Source organism: Streptomyces sp. NPDC053542 (assembly GCF_044544685.1).
In the GTDB taxonomy this organism is placed as follows: domain Bacteria; phylum Actinomycetota; class Actinomycetes; order Streptomycetales; family Streptomycetaceae; genus Streptomyces.
In genome coordinates this window covers 531,284-549,952 of record NZ_JBITXL010000002.1, presented here as the reverse complement: position 1 = coordinate 549,952, position 18,669 = coordinate 531,284, and the positions used below count along the sequence as shown (strand labels likewise).

The following is an 18,669-nucleotide window of genomic DNA, read 5'->3' as shown; positions in this document are numbered from 1 at the left end:
CCCCGCCTTTTTGCTTTTCCCCCTTTTTTGGGTCCGGCCCCGGGCGAAATCTGGGGGGGCGGCCCCCCCCCCCGCCCCCCGGCCGGCCCCCCCGCGCCCCCCCCCCCCCCCGGGGGGCGCCCCCCCCGCGGCTTCAAGGTCCCTGTACCGACAAATGTCCCGGCGAAAGAAACGCGGTCAGCGCAGCTGCGGTCCCCGGCGCTGCGGCAGCGGCACCACGCCGCCCCGCCCCGACGGCTCCACCGGCGCCGGCGGCAGCCCCGCCACCTGGCACAGCAGATCGCACCAGGCCGTCAGGTGCGCCCCGATGTCCCGCACCCCGTGCGGCCCCTCAGCCGGCGTCCAGGAAGCCCGCAGTTCGAGCTGGGTGTCCGGCTGCCGGTCGCCGATGCCCCCGAAGTAGTACGAGCCCGCGCGCGTGACCGTGCCGCTCGGTTCGCCGTACGGCACGCCGCGCGCCTCCAGCGCCCCGGTCAGCCAGGACCAGCACACGTCCGGCAGGAGCGGATCGGTGGCCAGCTCCGGCTCCAGCTCCGCGCGGGCCAGCGTCACCACCCGGAAGGTGCCGTGCCACGCCTCGTGTCCCGCCGGGTCGTGCAGCAGTACCAGCCGTCCGTCGGCCAGGTCCGTATCGCCCTCCGCGTCCCGTTCGACCACTGTTGCCTCCAGCGCGTGCGCGAACGGCGCGAGCCGTTTGGGCGCGGGCATCGGCGCGATCTCGATCTCGGATCGCAACCGGGCCGCATGGAGGGCCTCGACCGCCTGACGGAAGGCGATCGGGGTCTCGTCCGCGCTGTCCGCGAGGTGTTCCTGAGCCGCTGCCATGCTGGGAAGGTTAGGCGCAATGCCGTGTTCATATGCGGAGGACACCCGGTGGGCGGGTCGCCCGTTCGGAGGTGTCCCACGGCACGTGCGAAGATTCGGTGCGTGAGTGCCGACGACGTTCCCCACGCTCTCCACTCCGCACGAGCATCCGACCGAGCAGGGGAGACCCCGATGACGGGCCAGCAGCCGACCGCCTCCTTCGCGCCGGAGAGCACGCGGGACTCCGCGTTCCTCAAGGCGTGCCGCCGGGAGCCGGTCCCGCACACGCCGGTGTGGTTCATGCGCCAGGCCGGGCGCTCGCTGCCGGAGTACCGCAAGGTCCGCGAGGGCATCGCGATGCTCGACTCCTGCATGCGGCCCGAGCTGGTCACCGAGATCACGCTGCAGCCGGTGCGCCGGCACAACGTGGACGCGGCGATCTACTTCAGCGACATCGTCGTCCCCCTGAAGGCCGTCGGCATCGACCTGGACATCAAGCCCGGCGTCGGCCCGGTCGTCGAGCGGCCGATCCGCAGCCGCGCCGACCTGGAGCGGCTGCGCGACCTCACCCCCGAGGACGTCTCGTACGTCTCCGAAGCGGTCCGGATGCTCGTCGGCGAGCTGGGCTCCACCCCGCTCATCGGCTTCGCGGGCGCCCCCTTCACCCTCGCCAGCTACCTCGTCGAGGGCGGCCCGTCCCGCAACCACGAGCACACCAAGGCGCTCATGTACGGCGACCCGGAGCTCTGGGCCGACCTGCTGGACCGCCTCGCCGAGATCACCGCGGCCTTCCTGAAGGTGCAGATCGAGGCCGGCGCCAGCGCCGTGCAGCTCTTCGACTCCTGGGTCGGCGCGCTCGCCCCCGCCGACTACCGCCGCTCCGTCATGCCGGCCTCCGCGAAGGTCTTCGAGGCGGTCGCGGGCTACGGCGTACCGCGTATCCACTTCGGCGTCGGCACGGGCGAGCTGCTCGGCCTGATGGGCGAGGCGGGCGCGGACGTCGTGGGCGCCGACTGGCGGGTGCCGCTGGACGAGGCCGCGCGCCGGGTCGGCCCCGGCAAGGCGATCCAGGGCAACATCGACCCGGCCGTGCTCTTCGCCCCGCGCGAGGCGGTCGAGACCAAGGCCCGCGAGGTACTGGACGCCGCCGCCGGCCTGGAGGGCCACATCTTCAACCTCGGCCACGGCGTGCTCCCGAACACCGACCCGGAGGCGCTGACCCGCCTGGTCGAGTACGTGCACGAGCAAACGGCGCGCTGAGGCGTGCCGGGGCGCCCACCGCACGGCAGGCGCCCCGGCCCCTCTCCTGCTACTGCGGCGCGGCGTCCGCCCGTACCGCCTGCACCGCCTTGCGCGCCGCCACCAGCACCGGGTCCCACACCGGTGAGAACGGCGGCGCGTACCCCAGGTCCAGCGCCGTCATCTGTTCGACCGTCATCTTCGCCGTCAGCGCCACCGCCGCGATGTCCACCCGCTTCGCCGCGCCCTCCCGGCCGACGATCTGCATGCCCAGCAGCCGCCCCGAGAGCCGCTCGGCGAGCATCTTCACCGTCATCGGCGCGGCGTTCGGGAAGTACCCCACCCGGCTCGTCGACTCGATCGTGACGGCCACGTACTGCAGCCCCACGGCCCGCGCGTCCTTCTCGCGCAGCCCGGTCCGCGCGATCTCCAGGTCGCAGACCTTGCTGACGGCCGTGCCGACCACCCCGGGGAAGGTCGCGTAACCGCCGCCCACCCCCGAGCCGATGACCTGGCCGTGCTTGTTGGCGTGCGTGCCGAGCGCGATGTGCCGGTCCCGCCCGGAGACCAGGTCCAGCACCTCCACGCAGTCGCCGCCCGCCCAGATGTCCTCGTACCCGCGCACCCGCATCGCGAGGTCCGTGAGGATCCCGCCGGACGCGCCCAGCGGCAGCCCGGCCGCCTCGGCGAGCGTCGTCTCCGGCCGTACGCCCAGCCCGAGCACCACCACGTCCGCCGGGAACTCCTGCTCCGGCGTCACCACCCCGCAGGCCCGGCCGTCGTCGCCGGTGCGGATCTCCGTCACCTCGGCACCGTTGACCATCTCGATGCCCAGCCCGGTCATCGCGTCGTGCACCAGGCAGCCCATGTCCGGGTCCAGCGTGGACATCGGCTCGGAACCGCGGTTGACGACCGTGACCTCGTAGCCGCGCTGGATCAGCGCCTCGGCCATCTCCACGCCGATGTACCCGGCGCCGACCACGACCGCGCGCCGCCCTTCTGTACGCGCGAGCGTGTCCAGCAGCGCCTGCCCGTCGTCGAGGGTCTGCACGCCGTGCACGCCCGGCGCGTCGATGCCGGGAATCGGCGGACGGACCGGGCGTGCGCCGGTCGCGATGACGAGCTTGTCGTACTCCGTCCACTCCTCCGCGCCGGTTTCGACGTCCCGCGAACGGACCCGCCGCTTCTCGACGTCGAGCTCCGTGACCTCCGTCCGCATCCGCAGGTCGATGTCGCGCGCCCGGTGCTGCTCCGCCGTCCGCGCGACCAGCGCGTCCCGCTCGTCCACCACCCCGCCCACCCAGTACGGAATGCCGCAGGCCGAGTACGACGTGAAGTGCCCGCGCTCGAACGCGACGATCTCCAGCTCCTCGGGCTTGCGCAGCCTGCGGGCCTGGGAAGCGGCGGACATCCCCGTCGCGTCCCCGCCGACGACCACCAGTCGCTCCGGTCGCTCAGCCATGGCCGGCTCCCTCCTCGCTCCGCGGACGCACCCGCGCCCGGCACCGGAAAGGCTACGGCCCGCCGCCCGCGCCACCCGGCGCCCGCGCCGCTGTCACGCCTGTGTCACAGCACTGTGTCCAGTGTTGGCAGAGATGTCCCTGGGTTGCGAAGATGTCTCGGCAAGCAAGCCGTCCAGCCCGGCAGGGGGAGCCTGATGAAGTTCGACATGGGAGCGCAGACGCTGTCGACGCTGCAGTCGAAGTCGCGTGGGTCGAGTGAGGATCTGGGGACGCTGATCCGGCAGCTGGTGGATGCCGCGGCGCCACTGGAGGGCAAGTTCAACGGTTCGGGCAAGGCGGCCTTCGACCAGTTCAAGGCCCGGTCGGACGAGATCGCCGCCGCCCTGCAGAGTTCCCTGTCGGGGATTCTGGGCGGTCAGTCGGGGATGGATTCGGCGTTCAGCTCCGGTGACCAGGAGCACGGGGACAACGCGCGGCAGCAGATGTCGGCGGCCAATTTCGACGCGGCGCGCTTCGGCGGCCGCTGAACTTCTGTGTGACGGGGAGTGTGTGATGGCTGGTGGACAGGACCGTCGTTCGTACGACACGGCGGCGTCGGGCGATGCGCAGGGCAATATCCAGACGGTGATCGCGCGGCTGGAGCAGGTGATCACGGCGCGCGACGGTCAGGTGAAGGCGGCGATGGCGGACTTCACGGCCGATGGTGTGGCGGATGAGTACCACGGCAAGGAGCTGCGCTGGAACCGTGCCTCGCAGGAGGTCAAGAACATCATCCAGCTGCTGAAGACGACGCTGGAGAAGAACGACGGCACCGCGCAGCACACGCTGTCCCGGGCCAAGGCTGCGGTCGACAACATCGGCTGATCCGTCCGGACACGGGTCCGGTGGCGGGCGGTAACGGGGAGCATGAGGTAGGAGCATGGCCGGCTGGGATCTGGATCCGCAGGGCATCCAGGGTGTGCTGAAGACGACCGGTGAGTTCGCCGGGAAGATCGAGACGCATACCAAGGCGTACGGGGACCACCTGCAGTCCGCGGCGACCAGCGCGGGCACGATCACCGCCGAGGGCGGCGGTCAGGGCGGGGAGAAGGCGGCCGGGGGGCTGGTGGCACTGGCGCTGTCGCAGTTCTCCGAGCACACCATCAACGACCTGAAGTTCATCGCGATGCGGGCGGGCAAGTCGCTCAACGGCGCGGTGGACGCCACTACGGCGTATCTCAACGGTGATCTGGAGATGGCCGCCGAGGCGCAGCGCAAGGCGCTGGGTGCGGTGGATGTGGATCCGACCAAGCCGGGGGCACAGCAGGCATGAAGATCGAGCTGAAGCCGGACCAGATTCCGCAGTACACCGGTGATCTGGCGCAGCTGGAGAAGGACCATGCCGCGCTGAAGACGGATGCCGGGCACATCCGCACCACCGGCTCGGACGTCCACTCCCACTTCCAGGGCCTGTCGGCGTACTACAAGGCGCCGGAGGCGGAGCAGCTCTTCGCGACCACCAAGCCGGTGCAGGACCGGGCGGACGGCTTCGCCGACAGCCTGGAGACCGTCGCCTCCGCCCTGTCCGCCTACGCCGACGAAATCCGCCCGCTCGTCCCCAAGCTCGCGGAGCTGAAGACCAAGGCGCAGAACTTCATCCGCGACCACAAGGACGACGAGGACGGGGACTACGACGAGGATCTGATCGCCGAGCACAATCAGATCCGGGATGACATCACCGCCACCGTGGCCGCCTTCTGGGCGGCGGAGCGGACCTGCCACAACAAGATCACCGCCTTGTGGGGCGGGACGCAGATGGTGGCCGGGGACGGCTCGGACAAGAAGAACCAGTACGGCTTCAACGCCGAGGACATGAAGAACGCCAAACTCCCCTGGGGCGACCCGGTGGAGGAGAAGCACCACTGGTACGAGGTCGGCCACTGGGTGAAGTCCTTCGTGTGGGACGGCCTGATCGTCGACGGCATCTGGGGCACCATCAAGGGCCTGGGCACGCTGGTGGGTTTTGGCGGCTGGGACGCGATGGGGCAAGCCTGGAAGGGCCTGGCGCAGCTGGCCACCGGCCTGGCCATCACCTCCATCCCCGGTGTCGGCACCGCCTTCTGGGCGCTGCCCGAGGACAAGCTGCCCTCCTGGCTGCGCGATTCGCGCACCGCGATGAAGGAGACCGGCAAGGCCCTGGTGGCCTGGGACGAATGGGGCAAGAACCCGGGGCGGGCGGCGGGTGCGGTCACCTTCAACGTCGTCACGACCATCTTCACCGGGGGTGCGGGCGGCGCGGCGGCCGGTGCGGGCAAGGCGGGCGCGGTCGCCAAGGCGCTCTCGGTGGCCGGCAAGGCGGGCAAGGTCATCGACCCGATGACCTATGTCGCCAAGGGCGCGGGCGCCGGCCTCTCCAAGATCGGCGACATCGCCAAGAGCATCAAGGGCATCGGGAAGATCGATGTACCTGCTCTGCCCGCTGATGCGATCAAGCTGCCGGAGGGGTCGCTCAAGCTGCCCGACGGCACCGTCCGGCTGCCCGAGGGCGCGGCGGTTCCCGAGGGCGCGACCAGGCTGCCGGACGGCAACGTGCGGCTGCCCGACGACGTACCGGCCCTGCCGGAGAACGCCACCAGGCTGCCGACGGGCCCGGGGGAGCCCGCCCGGTACTTCGACGGCGACGGCAACGTCCTCGACCAGCACGGCAACGTCCTGGACCACGCCGACAACGCGCCGCGCGAAGGCTCCCCGGACGTGCGCCCGGGCACCACGGCGGACACTCCGCGGGTCGAGACTCCGGCCCATGCCCAGCAGCCGGTCCTGGTCGGTGCGGGTGCCCACGTGGGCGACAACGTCCCCGGCGCCCACCTCGTCGACCAGGCGCCCGGCACCCACCTCGGCGACCAGGTGCCCGGCAGTCACCTCGGCGACCACGGGCCCGGCGGGAATGCCGGTGACCATCTGCCCGGTGGCACCGCCCACGACCTCGGCCACGGCCCCGCCGCGAGCCACGAACCGCCCACCGGCGGCGGACACGGCGACGGCCCCACGGGCGGCGACCACACCCCGGGCGGCGGCGACCACGTGCCCGGCGGTGGCGGGGACCACGTCCCGGGCGGTGCCGGGGACGACCTGCCCGGCGGCTCCGGGTCCGACCACCTGCCGCCCCCGCCCCACGGCGGCGACCTCGGCGGTCTCGGTCCGGCCATGCCCGACGGGCCGCGCGGCAATCTGCCCGACGGCTCCTGGGCGGGCGAGAACGGTCTGCGCCTGGACCGCGAGGCGAACGCCGCCGCCGACGACTTCATGCGCCGGTCCGCCGACGCGGAGCCGCGCATCACCGAGTCCATGCAGGGCATCGCGGGCAAGGTCGACGACGGCAAGCTGATCGGCCTGGAGTACCGCCTCAAGGGCGAGGACTCCCTCAAGCGCAAGCTCGCCACGGACATGCTCGAGGACATCGGCGTGGACCACGGCCGGGTGCTCGGCGACATCAAGGACTCCATCCGCTACACGATGGAGGTCCCGGCCAACAACTACACCCACGGTGTGCAGCAGGCGATCCACGACCTGCAGGCCAAGGGGTTCGAGAACGTCACGTTCAAGAACACCTGGGACTCCGCCGGCTACAAGGGCATCAACTCCACCTGGCGGGACCCGGTCAGCGGCCAGGTCTTCGAGCTGCAGTTCCACACGGCGGACAGCTTCGCGGCCAAGATGGACGGCCACGCGCTGTACGAGAAGGAGCGCCTGCCCGGCGTCACCCCGGACGAGCTCGCCGCGATCAAGGCCGAGCAGTCCGACCTGTTCGGCAAGGTACCGGTGCCGCACGACGCGGGCGCCATCCGCCTCGGCGGCCACGGCCCCGACGACCTCGCGTCCGCGCTGGGCAAGGACGCCGATTCGGTGGGCGATGACCTCGGGAGGGCGGGCGACGACAGCGGCGGCTTGGCCGACGATGCCGGTGACCTGGCCGATGACGCCGGTGACGCCGGTGACCTGGGTGACGATGCGGCGGACGGCGCGGACGCCGGCGATACGGACCTGCCGCGCGAGGGCGGTCACGGCGGTCCCGGCGGCGCCTACTGGGTGACCGAGCCCTCGGAGTTCGCGGGCCGCGTCTACGACGAAATCCGCGCGACGCCGAACCGCGTGGACCTGCCCAGCATTTCGCAGCACACCGGTGTCCACGAGTCGGTACTGCGGCAGGTGAAAACGCATCTGTTCCGGGCCCAGCACGATGTGACCGTCGGACCCAATGACGTCCGCCACGGCCTTTTCGAGCCGGCCGACGATATCGCCGAGCTCTGGCCCAAGGCACAGCGCGGCGAGCTTTCGGAAGCCGAAATGCTGCGCTTCCGTTCCCTGATGGCGCACGAGTACGTGGAAAGCCGGCTCATGCAGGCGGGAATGCCGTACACGCAGCCGCACCCGCACATGTGGGAAGTGGACCCGAACGACGGCAAGTACTATCGGCGGTGGCCCGAGACACCTCGGGACGCCGGGGCGCACGAACTGGCACCGAATGAGCGCAAGGGCGGCTTCAAGCACTGGGGCTCGCTGGGGCTCAAGGAGCCCGACGTCGTGCTGCGGGAAGACATGTCCAACATCGACGACGTAGTGAAGGCTGTCGCACAGGAGCTGCGTTCGAAGGGGCTGAACCTGAAGTGACCGCACGAGAACCGCGCGTCGTGCTCGACCGGATTCGCGGTATCACCTGGGACGACGACTTCAGCGTGTCGCTCGGGCACGCCAGGTCCCGGGCCCTGCTGATGCGCGAGTACCTGCGCCGTGCCGCGCTCTGGGCGCGTGCGTACGGCGCCGAGGAGGCGTGGCCGTTCTTCGACGTCGCGGAGTACGTGGACCCGTCCGTCGAACTGGACGCCGAGATCGCGGCCGAGCTCGACGCATACATCCGCGGGAACGTCGGCACGCCCTCCATCCAGAAGTCGTGCCGGGGCGCCGTGCATTTCGCTGCGGTGCGCGCGGAGACCAAGGCGGAATTGCCGGACCTGCCCGACATGTATGAGCCGCTGCTGCTGATGTTCGAGCGCGGCGGCGGTTACGCCATTGAGCAGTTCATCGATCTGCAAGGGGTGGCGATTCCGCGGGGGAGCCTGGAGAACAACCTCTCCGCCACGCCGTTCCTCACCCTCGCGCCCGCCACGCTCGACGCGCTCGACGGCCGCGGGCGGATCACGTACTACGCGAAGATCAGCGAAGGCTATCCGCGCAGCAGTCCCCGGGGCATCGTGCGCCGCCGTGTCATCGGCAATGACGAAGAGACGCACGACGAGGCATTCACCCGCAATCTCCGCTGGGAGCCCACCGAGTACCTGCGCCTTTACGAGCTCGGCCACAACGACATCGACCACGTGGAGATCACGGAGGCCGAGGCCGCCGCATTCATCGAAACGATGACGGAAAAGCTCACCGGAAACACCGGAAACACCGGAAACAGCTGACAGCCGATGAGCGCCGGCCTGCCGCGCGGTGTGCTGGAGGAACTCCGGACCGTCGACTGGTACGGCGACTGGGACACGGCGAACAGCCACCGGCGGTCGCGGGCCCTGCTGATGCGGGAATACCTGCGCCGTGCGGCCCTCTGGGCACGTGCGTACGGTGCCGAGGAGGCGTGGCCGTTCTTCGACGTGACGGAGCACGCCGCCCCCGGCTTCGAACCGCCCCCTGACCTCGCGGCCGAGCTGGCGGAGTACGTGTCGCGCCTCGGCACCCCCTCTCTCCGGCGGGTGTGCCGAGGCGCCGTACGGTGGGCGGCCCTGCGTGCGGACGCGACCGGCCTACGCGATCTGCCCGAGCTGCCCGACCCGTACGAGCCCTTGCTGTTCATGTTCGGACGGGGTGGTGGGTATTCCGTCGAGGAATTCATCGACCTCTACGGCGTGCTGATTCCGCACGGGAATCTGGACTCCAATCTCCACGCCGAGCCATTCCTCACCCTCGCCCCCAGCACCCTCGACGCCCTCGATGCGGGGGCCGACGGCCGGATCTCGTACTACAGCAGCCCGTTGGGCGTGCTGCGGCGCCGATTGGTCGGCCGGGAATCGACGACGTACGACGAGATATTCACGCGGGATTTCCGCTGGGAGCCGACCGATTGCCTCAGCGAGATCGAGCATGTGCAGATCACCGAGCCCGCGGCCGCCGCTGTCATCGATGGGATGACCCGGTAGCCGAGGCGGGTCAGAGGGCGAGTCTCAGGCGGGGGCCGTGGGAGCGAGAGACGCAGATGAGCATGGTGTCGCCGGCTGACCGTTCGGCTTCCGTGAGGAGGTGGTCGCGGTGGTCGGGGGTGCCGGACAGGACCTCCGTCTCGCAGGTGCCGCAGGTGCCGGCGCGGCAGGAGGAGAGCACCTGTACACCGGCGTCCTCCACCGCCTCCAGGATCGAACGGCCGGGCGGTACGCGTACGGTGCGCCCCGAGTCGGCCAGTTCCACCTCGAAGGCCGTGCCGTCGTCGTCGGCGGCGGGGGCCGGGCGGAAGCGCTCCACGTGCAGCGCGTCCTCGGGGAGCCCCACCGCCCTGCACTGTTCCTCGATGGCGGTGAGCAGCGCCTCGGGGCCACAGGCGTACACGTGGGTCGCCGGGTCCGCGTCACGGAGGAAGCCCGCCAGGTCCAGGAGCCCGTACTCGTCCTCCGGGCGCAGTGTGACGCGCTCCCCGTGTGCCGCGAGCCGGTCGGCGTAGGCCATCGAGGCGCGGGTCCGGCCGCCGTACAGCAGCCGCCAGTCCGTCCCGGCCACCTGCGCGCGGGCGATCATCGGGAGCAGCGGGGTGATGCCGATGCCGCCGGCGAGGAAGAGGCAGCGGGCGGGAGGGGCGGACGGGGGTGCGAAGGGGAAGTGGTTGCGGGGTACGGAGACGGTGACCTTGTCGCCCGTCGTGAGGTGGTCGTGCACGTACGCGGAGCCGCCCGTGCCCGCGGGCTCGCGCAGTACCGCGACGCGCCACTCGGCCCGTACGGCCGGATCCCCGCACAGCGAGTACGAGCGGGCCAGCTCCGCGGTCAGGTGCAGGTCCAGGTGGGCGCCGGGGGACCAGGCGGGCAGCGGACCGCCGTCCGGGCGGCGCAGCGACAGTTCGCACACGCCGTCGGCGACGGTCCGCTTGCGCGCGACGACGAGGTCGAGGGGGGCGGGGGAGGCGTCGCTCATCGGGCCGCCACCGCTTCCGGCCCGCCGGACACCCCGTCCGGCGCCCCGCCCGGCACCCCGGTCGCCGCCGGCTTCGCCGACCCCGCGATCATCCGCTCCAGTATCCGCCGCGCCGCCAGCCCGCCCGCGTCGATGCCGATGCTCAACTCCTGTACCCGGCGGCCCTCTTCCTCGGCCGTGACCTGCTCCAGGATGTCCAGCGCCGTCACGTCCTGGAGGACGACCGTGCGGTTGAACTCGTGCAGGAAGGCGCTCACCTTCTCGTCCTCGCGCGCGAAGTCCCGTGCCACCAGCCAGAAGTCGTACGTGGTGGTCTCGGTGGACGGGGTGATGGCGTACGCGATCTCGGTGTGGAAGGCGTCCGGGTCGCTGCCGTCGGCGCCCGGTACCGAGCCGACCGGCGCGATACGGCTGTGCAGCAGGTACAGGCAGGGCGCGTGGTACTCGATGTCCTGCCAGCGGCTGACGCGGCCCTTCAGGCCCGTGGAGTCGGCGTAGAAGGGCGGGCACTCGGCGTCGTCCATGTGCCGGCTCACCCGGACGATGCCGCGCTCCTCGTCGGCCTCGGTGGTGATCGGGGTGGCGGCGACCTCCGGGGTGCCGATGTACCCGCCGTGCAGGAACGTCTCGTGGGAGAGGTCCAGCAGGTTGTCGACGAGCAGGCCGTAGCGCGCGCTGAGCGGCTCCATGCCGCGGACGACCGTCCAGTCGGGGTCGGCGAGCCAGGGGGCGCGCGGTACGGCGGTCACGTCCGCGCGCGCCGGGTCACCGATCCAGACCCAGATGAATCCGTCCAGTTCGGCGAGGGGGTACGAGGCGACGCGCGCGGTGCGCGGCACGCGGGTCTGGCCCGGTACGGAGACGCAGGTGCCGGCCCGGTCGTAGGTGAAGCCGTGGTAGCCGCAGACCAGCCGGCCGTCCTCCAGCGTGCCTTCGGAGAGCGGGTAGCGGCGGTGGACGCAGCGGTCGGCGAGCGCGACGGCCTCGCCCTCGGGCGTGCGGTAGAGCGCCAGCGGCTCGCCGCAGACCGTACGGGCGAGGATCTCCTCGCCGCCGGCCTCGCTGCCGACCTCGCCGCTGTAGGCGGCGACGTACCACTGGTCGCGGGCGAACGCGGTGGGAACGGGCATGAGTGGCCTCCTCGACGACGCACAGGACCCGGGCGGTCCCGGGGCGCACCAGACTGTGCGGCGGGCCTCAGAGGCGGACAAGGGGCTTTTCCAGCAGCTGGAAACATGCGTGCACGGGGGTTGCGCGCCGCGCCTCCGATGCGCAAGGAGCGCTCAACGCCATCCCGGTACGCAGGGGAGGTGCAAAGTTCCCCGTACGCAAGGGGCGTTCAAAGAGCGGGCAGGCTGCGGGCGATGCCCTGCGCGGCGACGCGTACTGCGGGGGCGAGCAGGGCCGCGCGGCCCTCGCTCACCGGGACGACGACCGACAGCGCGGCCACCGCCCGCCCGTCGGGACCGCGGACGGGCGCCGCGACGGACACCGCGTCCATCGTGATCTGCCGCTCGCTGACCGCCACTCCGGACGTGCGCACGTCCGCGAGGACCGACCGCAGCAGCGCCGGGTCGCCGATCGTGCGCTCGGTGAACCGGCGCAGCGGCGCGGCACACACCTGCGCGACCACGGCGGGCGGCGCGTATGCCAGGAGCGCGAGGCCCACACCGGTCGCGTGCAGCGGCCAGCGCGCCCCGACCCTCGTACGCACCCCGACCGCCGAGCGCCCCGAGATCAGCTCGATGTACACCGTCTCCAGGCCGTCCCGTACGGCGAGTTGGACGTTCTCGTGCGTCGCTTCGTAGAGGTCCTCCATGAAGGGCAGCGCGGCCTGCCGCAGTCCCACGCCGCGCCGCGCGAGCACCGCGATCTCCCACAGCCGCAGCCCGATCTCGTACCGGCCGTCCGCGCGGCGCTCCAGCGCGCCCCACTCCGTCAGCTTGCCGGCGAACCGGTGCGCGGTGGCCAGCGGCAGGCCGGCCCGGCGGGCCAGCGCGGTCAGGGTCAGGCTGCGGTGCGCGTGGTCGAAGGCGCCGAGCAGCGCGAGTACCCGGTCGGCGGCCGACCGCCCGCTCCCGGGCCCGGCCTGCGCGTCACGCGGGACCATTGCGCCACCCCGCCTCCGCTCACCGGTCCGTCCATGAAGCCGCGAGCATAGTGGAGCCCCGAAGGGGCGCCCACCGCCTCCGGGCGCCGGGCGCGGGCTCTGAGAGAGTGGGGACATGAGCACAGCGCACACCGGTACGGGCCAGGCGCCCGGTCGTACGGGCCACGCGCCCGGCCACGTCGTCGTGATCGGCGGCGGCATCTCGGGTCTGGCAGCCGCGCACCGTGCGCTCGACGGCGGCGCGCGGGTCACCGTACTGGAGGCGTCCGGGCGCCTCGGCGGCAAGCTGAGGGCCGGCGCGGTCGCGGGCGTACCGGTCGACCTCGGCGCCGAATCCATGCTCGCCAGGCGCCCCGAGGCGGTCGAGCTCGCACGGGCCGTCGGGCTCGGCGACCGGCTGCAGCCGCCGTCCACCGCGACCGCCTCCCTCTGGACCCGCGGCGCCCTGCGCCCGATGCCCAAGGGGCACGTCATGGGCGTGCCCGGCGACCCGGCGCCGCTCGCCGCCTCCGGGGTGCTCTCCGACGCGGGCCTCGCGCGCATCGAGGAGGACGCCGGGCTGCCGCGCACCGAGGTGGGCGAGGACGTCGCGGTCGGTGAGTACGTCGCCGAGCGGCTGGGCCGGGAGGTCGTCGACCGGCTCGTGGAGCCGCTGCTGGGCGGGGTGTACGCGGGCGACGCGTACCGCATCTCCATGCGGGCCGCCGTACCGCAGCTCTTCGATGCGGCGAGGAACCACCGCTCCCTGACGGAGGGCGTGCGGGCCATTCAGGCGCGCGCGGCCGCCACCGTCCACCAGACGGGCCCCGCCGCCGCGGGACCGGTCTTCATGGGCATCGACGGCGGCATCGGCACGCTGCCGGGCGCGGTCGCCGACGCGGTACGGGCCAAGGGCGGCGAGATCCGCCTGAACACGGCCGTGCGCGCGGCACGGCGGAGCGGCGACGGCGGCTGGGAGATCCACCTCGAGGACCGGATCGAACAGGCCGACGCCGTCATCCTCGCCTGCCCCGCGCCCGCCGCGGCCCGCATCCTCCGCCACGAGAGCCCCGCCGCCGCCACGGAGCTGGACGACGTCGAGTACGCCTCCATGGCGCTGGTCACCATGGCCTTCCGCCGCGCCGACGTCGAGCGGCAGCTCACCGGCAGCGGCTTCCTCGTGCCGCCGGTCGACGGTCACAAGATCAAGGCGGCCACGTTCGCGAGCAACAAGTGGGGCTGGATCGACGCGGCCGGCCCGGACCTCTTCGTGCTGCGCACCTCGATCGGGCGGCACGGGGACACCGCCGACCTGGCGCGCGACGACGCCGAGCTGGTGGACCTCTCGCTGCACGACCTGGGGGAGGCGGTCGGGCTGGCCGCGCGGCCCGTCGACACCACGGTCACCCGGTGGGACAGCGGCCTGCCGCAGTACCCGGTCGGCCATCTGGAGCGGGTGGCGCGCATCCACGAGGCCGTCGGCCGGCTCGCCGGCCTCCAGGTGTGCGGCGCGCTCTACGAGGGCGTCGGCATCCCGGCCTGCGTCGCGAGCGCCACGAAGGCCGCCGACGCGGTACTGGCCGGCCTCACGCCGCACGGTGCGGCGACCCTGACGCCGGGCATTCCGGCCGACGAGTGAGAATGGATGACATGACTGACGCCACCCCTGGGCCCGCGCCCGAGAAGACCCCGAACGCCGGCAAGAAGGCGAAGGACCTCAACGAGGTCATCCGCTACACCCTCTGGTCGGTGTTCAAGCTGCGTGCCGCCCTCCCGGAGGACCGCAGCGGCTACGCCGAAGAGGTCGATGAGCTGTTCGAGCAGCTCGCCGCCAAGGACGTGGTGGTCCGGGGCACGTACGACGTGTCCGGCATCCGCGCCGACGCCGACATCATGATCTGGTGGCACTCGGAGAGCTCGGACGCGCTCCAGGAGGCGTACAACCTCTTCCGCCGCACCAAGCTGGGCCGCGCCCTGGAGCCGGTCTGGTCGAACATGGCGCTGCACCGCCCCGCCGAGTTCAACAAGTCGCACATCCCGGCCTTCCTGGCCGACGAGCAGGCGCGCGACTACGTGAGCGTCTACCCGTTCGTGCGCTCGTACGACTGGTACCTCCTCCCCGACGAGGACCGCCGCCGGATGCTCGCGGACCACGGCAAGATGGCCCGCGGCTTCCCGGACGTGCGCGCCAACACCGTGCCGTCCTTCTCGCTCGGCGACTACGAGTGGATCCTCGCCTTCGAGGCGGACGAGCTGTACCGCATCGTCGACCTCATGCGGCACCTGCGCGGCTCCGAGGCGCGGCTGCACGTCCGCGAAGAGGTGCCGTTCTACACCGGCCGCCGCAAGCCGGTCTCGGAGCTGGTGGCCGGGCTGGCCTGACCGGCCCACGCCCGACCGGCCGGGCCGGCCCGGCCGGCCACCGCGTCCGGCTCACTGCTCGCCGGGCTCGGGCTCCTTGTGCGGCTTGCAGAACGCATCCCGTGCCGGGACCCGCCCGGTGAGCAGGTAGTCCTCGGTGTACTTGTTCACGCAGTCGTTCTCGCTGAAGGCGATCCCGTGCGTGCCGGCGTCGCGCTCGGTGACCAGCGTCGACCCCGCCAGCCTGCGGTGCAGCTCCCGCGCCCCCTCGTACGGCGTGGCGCCGTCCCGCTCCGCCGCGAGCAGCAGTACCGGGGGCAGTGCCCCGGGAGCCGTACGGACGTCCAGCGGGCGCTGCTGGAGCGTCCGCGCCGGCCGGGGCCAGAACGCGCAGGGCAGGTTCATCCAGGCGTTGTCCCAGGTCTCGAACGGCGCGACCTGGGACACGATCGTGTTGTCGCGGTCCCACGTCGCCCAGTCCCGCGGCCAGTCCGCGTCATTGCACTCCACGGCCGAGTAGACCGCGTCGCCGTTCTCCTTGGACGCCGCGTCCTCCGGGTCCGGCGCCGCCTGCGCGATCAGCGGCTTCGGGTCGCCCTTGAGGTACTTGGACAGCGCGGCCGCCCGGATGGGCCAGTAGTGGTCGCTGTACCCCGCGGTCAGGAAGGCGGACTGGAGCTGGGCCGGGCCGACCTTGCCGCCCGCCGGCTTCCGCCGCAGCTGCGCGGCCGCCCGGTAGTACGCCTTCCCCACCGCGTCCGCCGTCGTGCCGAGGCGGTACGTCTTGTGGTGCTTGGCCACCCAGGTGCGCCAGTCCTGCCAGCGGCCCTCGAAGGCGATGTTCTGTTCGAGGTTGTTCTGGTACCAGACCTTGTCCGGGGCCGGGTTCACGACGCTGTCGAAGACCATGCGGCGCACGTGCCCCGGGTAGAGCGTCGCGTACACGGCACCGAGGTACGTGCCGTACGACGCGCCCATGAAGGTGAGCTTCTTCTCGCCCAGCGCGGCCCGCAGCATCTCCAGATCACGCGCGTTGTTCAGCGTGTTGTAGTGCTGCAGCGCGGGCCCGGTCCTGCGTGCGCAGCCCTCCGCGTACTCCCGCGCCTCCTTGATCTTCTGCTGCTTGAAGCGCTCCGAGGGGTGCACCGGGCTGTCCGTGGGCGCCTTCGAGGACTGCTCGGGGTCCTCGCACGAGAGCGGCGCCGACCGCCCCACCCCGCGCGGCGCGTAGCCGACGAAGTCGTACGCCCGGGCCGTGCGGCGCCACTCGGGCAGCTCGGCGTACATGGGGAAGGGCATCGCGGAGCCGCCGGGGCCGCCCGGGTTGTAGAGCAGCGCGCCCTGCCGCTCGCGCGCGGGGCCGGTGGCGCGCTTACGGCTGACCGTGAGGTCGATCTTCTTGCCTTCGGGGTGCGTGTAGTCGAGGGGGACGCTGACCTTGCCGCACTCCACGCCGGACGGGAGGTGCTCCACGGGGGCGCAGCGGCCCCATGAGATCTTCTTCGGCGCCGGCGCGCGGGGCCCGGTGTCCGCGCCGTCCGCCGGAGCGGCCGCCAGTGTGCCCAGAACCAGTGACCCGATGGCGCCGAACAACGCTACTGCCTTCACAAGCCGTCCCTTCGTGGGTCACCGTGCCGCCTCCGAATGGCGTCACCGTGTGTGACAAAAGGGATACTTGAGCGGGGATTTGATGATGTAAAGCACCGGGCCCCGGTGTCGGAAGGGATGCCCCGGAAGAGACCGCGAGGAGGCGCGCGGGGCGGATCCCCCGTACGGGTCAGCGCTTCGGCGCGGGCGTCGAGGCGGCCGGCGGCAGCGAGTACGTCGCGGACGGGGTGGCGGGCGCGGGCGGTGCGGGCGGCGCCGACGGCGCCGGCGCCACGGGCGGCGGTGCGGCCGGTGACGTCGGCGAGCTCGACGCCTGCGTGTCCCGCGCGATGCCGTCGAAGTCCACGAAACCGGTGCGTTCGAGCACGGTGATGTGGTCGAGCACGGTCGCGTTGGCGTCGTCCGCCAGCCCGCGGACCAGCGAGTTGCGGGTGGTCGCGCGGACCTGCGCGACGACCGTGAAGACCTTGCCGTGCGCCAGCCGCAGGATGTTGGCGAACTTCCGGTCGTACTCGGCGCCGCGCGCGGCCTCCAGCTCGGAGAGCCAGCCCCGCTGCTGCTCGTTGGGCTGGTTGGGCAGGTCGACGCCGAGCTGCGCGGCCACCTCCCGTACGTGCCGGTCGAGTTCGGAGTGCCCGGTCACGAGGTGGTCGCCCGCGGTCCGTACGGCCTTCGTGGTGCCGCGCTCCTGGGCCTGCTGACCGGCCGGCAGCTCCCAGAGCCCGGCCAGCCGTACCTTGGTCACGAAGTCGCGGTCGAGCGGGGAGAGCGGGCCGGAGCGGGTGGCGACGGTGCCCGCGTCGGGGTCGGTGCCGGCCGCCGACAGCCCGGCGAAGGACAGGATGGGGAAGAGCAGTGCGGCTGCCGTCGCGACGAGTGCGGCGACGACGAGACCGGTTCCGGTGACGGTTCGCATGGTGCCTCCTGGTGCGGCACCGCACGCTATTCGGCCCTGCCCGGCCCGCGTCCCCCGTTCGCCGAACCCCGCTCAATGGGGCGCGGGGGTTGGTACGTTGGCGGGTTTCCGGGGCCGCCAGGCGGGCCTGGGCGCGCTGTCAGCTGCCCGAGCCGCACCACGTCCCGCCGCTGTCTCCAGCGGCGCTCCAGTCGGCGCCGGGGCCGGTCGAGGACACCGCGGCGGCCGTCGCGGTGCCGGCCGCCGCCCGCTGCGCCTCCAGCAGATGGTCGCGCAGTACCCGGTCCACCAGCACCGCCACGCCGCCCACGGCCACGGTGAGCGCGGCGGACCGGTCCGCCGGGCCGGCGACGGCCGCCCTGTTCGCCGCGCGGAACTGCTTGAGGACCCGCTTGCCGGCCTTCGTGATGCGGCGGCGCACGGCGCTCCGGCACAGCGTGCCGACGAAGATCCCCGCGAACACCGCGGGCGTCACCTTGAGCACGAACGGCATGTTCTGCGGGTACTGCGGAGCCCCGTCGTCCAGCGCGCCCGTCACCGACTGGAAGATGCCGAGGAAGAAGACGCACATGCACGCGCCGATCTGCAGCCGGGCCAGCTGCCGCCAGCGCCGGCCGGTCTCCGGGCGGCGCAGCAGGCCGCGGTCGGCCAGCCGGTCGCCGATCTGCTGGACGGCCGCGCTGCGCATGACCGTGGGGCGCAGCCGCGTCAGCGAGCCGCCGGGCGTGCGCGCGAGGGCTTCCAGTACCGCGGACTCGACCGGGTCGTGCGAGACGGCGGGGCGGCGTGCGGTGACCGTTCCGGGGCCGCCGATCGCCAGCCGGCCGTCGCCGTGCATCCCGGCGATCGCCGCGTCGGCGACCCGGCCGGGCCCGCCGGCGAGGAAGGCGTTCTCCCAGAGGTCGTGCGCGTCCGCCTCGACGAGCAGGGTGGTCCGGGGGGACGGCGTGGCGCGGCGGGTGTGGACCGTACCGGCGATGAGCACCACTGAGGAAGCGGCGACGGCCCAGTACACCAACTGCGCGAAGGACAAA

At 72.4% G+C, this 18,669-nt stretch carries 17 protein-coding genes; 9 read left to right on the top strand and 8 right to left on the bottom strand.

The window, feature by feature from the left end; translation table 11 throughout:
• Positions 1-177: 177 nt before the first annotated feature.
• Positions 178-825 (bottom strand): DUF3000 domain-containing protein, encoded by a 648-nt coding sequence (locus ACIGXO_RS06725; protein WP_399781283.1) that lies wholly within the window; start codon positions 823-825, stop codon positions 178-180.
• Between the two features lie 171 nt (positions 826-996).
• On the opposite strand from ACIGXO_RS06725, the gene hemE reads away from it, so the two are divergent.
• Positions 997-2,064: a uroporphyrinogen decarboxylase gene (gene hemE / locus ACIGXO_RS06720; RefSeq protein ID WP_399781281.1), complete on the top strand. Its 1,068-nt coding sequence runs from the start codon at positions 997-999 to the stop codon at positions 2,062-2,064.
• A 49-nt stretch (positions 2,065-2,113) separates the two neighbouring features.
• Here the strand turns inward: hemE and ACIGXO_RS06715 are convergent, their stop codons facing one another.
• Positions 2,114-3,505, bottom strand: coding sequence for an FAD-dependent oxidoreductase (locus ACIGXO_RS06715; RefSeq protein ID WP_399781277.1), 1,392 nt, complete (start codon positions 3,503-3,505; stop codon positions 2,114-2,116).
• A 195-nt stretch (positions 3,506-3,700) separates the two neighbouring features.
• On the opposite strand from ACIGXO_RS06715, the gene ACIGXO_RS06710 reads away from it, so the two are divergent.
• From ACIGXO_RS06710 to ACIGXO_RS06685, 6 genes are read left to right on the top strand one after another with little or no spacing between them, the layout of a single operon-like run.
• Positions 3,701-4,033, top strand: a complete 333-nt coding sequence (locus ACIGXO_RS06710; RefSeq protein ID WP_399781275.1) for a hypothetical protein — start codon at positions 3,701-3,703, stop codon at positions 4,031-4,033.
• 25 nt (positions 4,034-4,058) lie between these two features.
• Positions 4,059-4,370, top strand: a complete 312-nt coding sequence (locus ACIGXO_RS06705; RefSeq protein ID WP_363258271.1) for a pore-forming ESAT-6 family protein — start codon at positions 4,059-4,061, stop codon at positions 4,368-4,370.
• Between the two features lie 55 nt (positions 4,371-4,425).
• Entirely contained in the window at positions 4,426-4,818 is a 393-nt protein-coding gene (locus ACIGXO_RS06700; protein WP_399781271.1) for a DUF6507 family protein, read from the top strand.
• Positions 4,815-8,156, top strand: coding sequence for a hypothetical protein (locus ACIGXO_RS06695; RefSeq protein WP_399781268.1), 3,342 nt, complete (start codon positions 4,815-4,817; stop codon positions 8,154-8,156). The genes ACIGXO_RS06700 and ACIGXO_RS06695 overlap by 4 nt, the downstream gene beginning before the upstream one ends.
• Entirely contained in the window at positions 8,153-8,950 is a 798-nt protein-coding gene (locus ACIGXO_RS06690) for a hypothetical protein (protein WP_399781265.1), read from the top strand. The genes ACIGXO_RS06695 and ACIGXO_RS06690 overlap by 4 nt, the downstream gene beginning before the upstream one ends.
• Before the next feature lie 6 nt (positions 8,951-8,956).
• Positions 8,957-9,679, top strand: coding sequence for a hypothetical protein (locus ACIGXO_RS06685; protein WP_399781262.1), 723 nt, complete (start codon positions 8,957-8,959; stop codon positions 9,677-9,679).
• 10 nt (positions 9,680-9,689) lie between these two features.
• Here the strand turns inward: ACIGXO_RS06685 and ACIGXO_RS06680 are convergent, their stop codons facing one another.
• From ACIGXO_RS06680 to ACIGXO_RS06670, 3 genes are all read right to left on the bottom strand, one after another.
• Entirely contained in the window at positions 9,690-10,661 is a 972-nt protein-coding gene (locus ACIGXO_RS06680; RefSeq protein ID WP_399781259.1) for a PDR/VanB family oxidoreductase, read from the bottom strand.
• Positions 10,658-11,791: a Rieske 2Fe-2S domain-containing protein gene (locus tag ACIGXO_RS06675; RefSeq protein WP_399781257.1), complete on the bottom strand. Its 1,134-nt coding sequence runs from the start codon at positions 11,789-11,791 to the stop codon at positions 10,658-10,660. Before ACIGXO_RS06675 ends, ACIGXO_RS06680 begins: the two co-directional genes overlap by 4 nt.
• Before the next feature lie 209 nt (positions 11,792-12,000).
• Complete coding sequence (locus ACIGXO_RS06670; protein WP_399781254.1) at positions 12,001-12,771, bottom strand: IclR family transcriptional regulator; 771 nt, start codon at positions 12,769-12,771, stop codon at positions 12,001-12,003.
• 115 nt (positions 12,772-12,886) lie between these two features.
• Here ACIGXO_RS06670 and hemG point away from each other — a divergent pair, with 115 nt between their 5' ends.
• Positions 12,887-14,389: a protoporphyrinogen oxidase gene (gene hemG / locus ACIGXO_RS06665; RefSeq protein ID WP_399781251.1), complete on the top strand. Its 1,503-nt coding sequence runs from the start codon at positions 12,887-12,889 to the stop codon at positions 14,387-14,389.
• A 2-nt stretch (positions 14,390-14,391) separates the two neighbouring features.
• Positions 14,392-15,132, top strand: a complete 741-nt coding sequence (hemQ, locus tag ACIGXO_RS06660) for a hydrogen peroxide-dependent heme synthase (RefSeq protein ID WP_030252339.1) — start codon at positions 14,392-14,394, stop codon at positions 15,130-15,132.
• 51 nt (positions 15,133-15,183) lie between these two features.
• Here the strand turns inward: hemQ and ACIGXO_RS06655 are convergent, their stop codons facing one another.
• From ACIGXO_RS06655 to ACIGXO_RS06645, 3 genes are all read right to left on the bottom strand, one after another.
• Complete coding sequence (locus ACIGXO_RS06655) at positions 15,184-16,719, bottom strand: alpha/beta hydrolase (RefSeq protein WP_399781248.1); 1,536 nt, start codon at positions 16,717-16,719, stop codon at positions 15,184-15,186.
• 169 nt (positions 16,720-16,888) lie between these two features.
• A complete protein-coding gene (locus ACIGXO_RS06650; RefSeq protein WP_399781245.1) occupies positions 16,889-17,635 on the bottom strand; it encodes a DUF4142 domain-containing protein in 747 nt (248 codons plus the stop codon).
• A 139-nt stretch (positions 17,636-17,774) separates the two neighbouring features.
• Positions 17,775-18,668 carry a TIGR04222 domain-containing membrane protein gene (locus ACIGXO_RS06645; RefSeq protein ID WP_399781243.1) on the bottom strand — a complete coding sequence of 298 codons (894 nt, stop codon included), beginning with the start codon at positions 18,666-18,668 and terminating at the stop codon, positions 17,775-17,777.
• Position 18,669 lies beyond the last annotated feature (1 nt).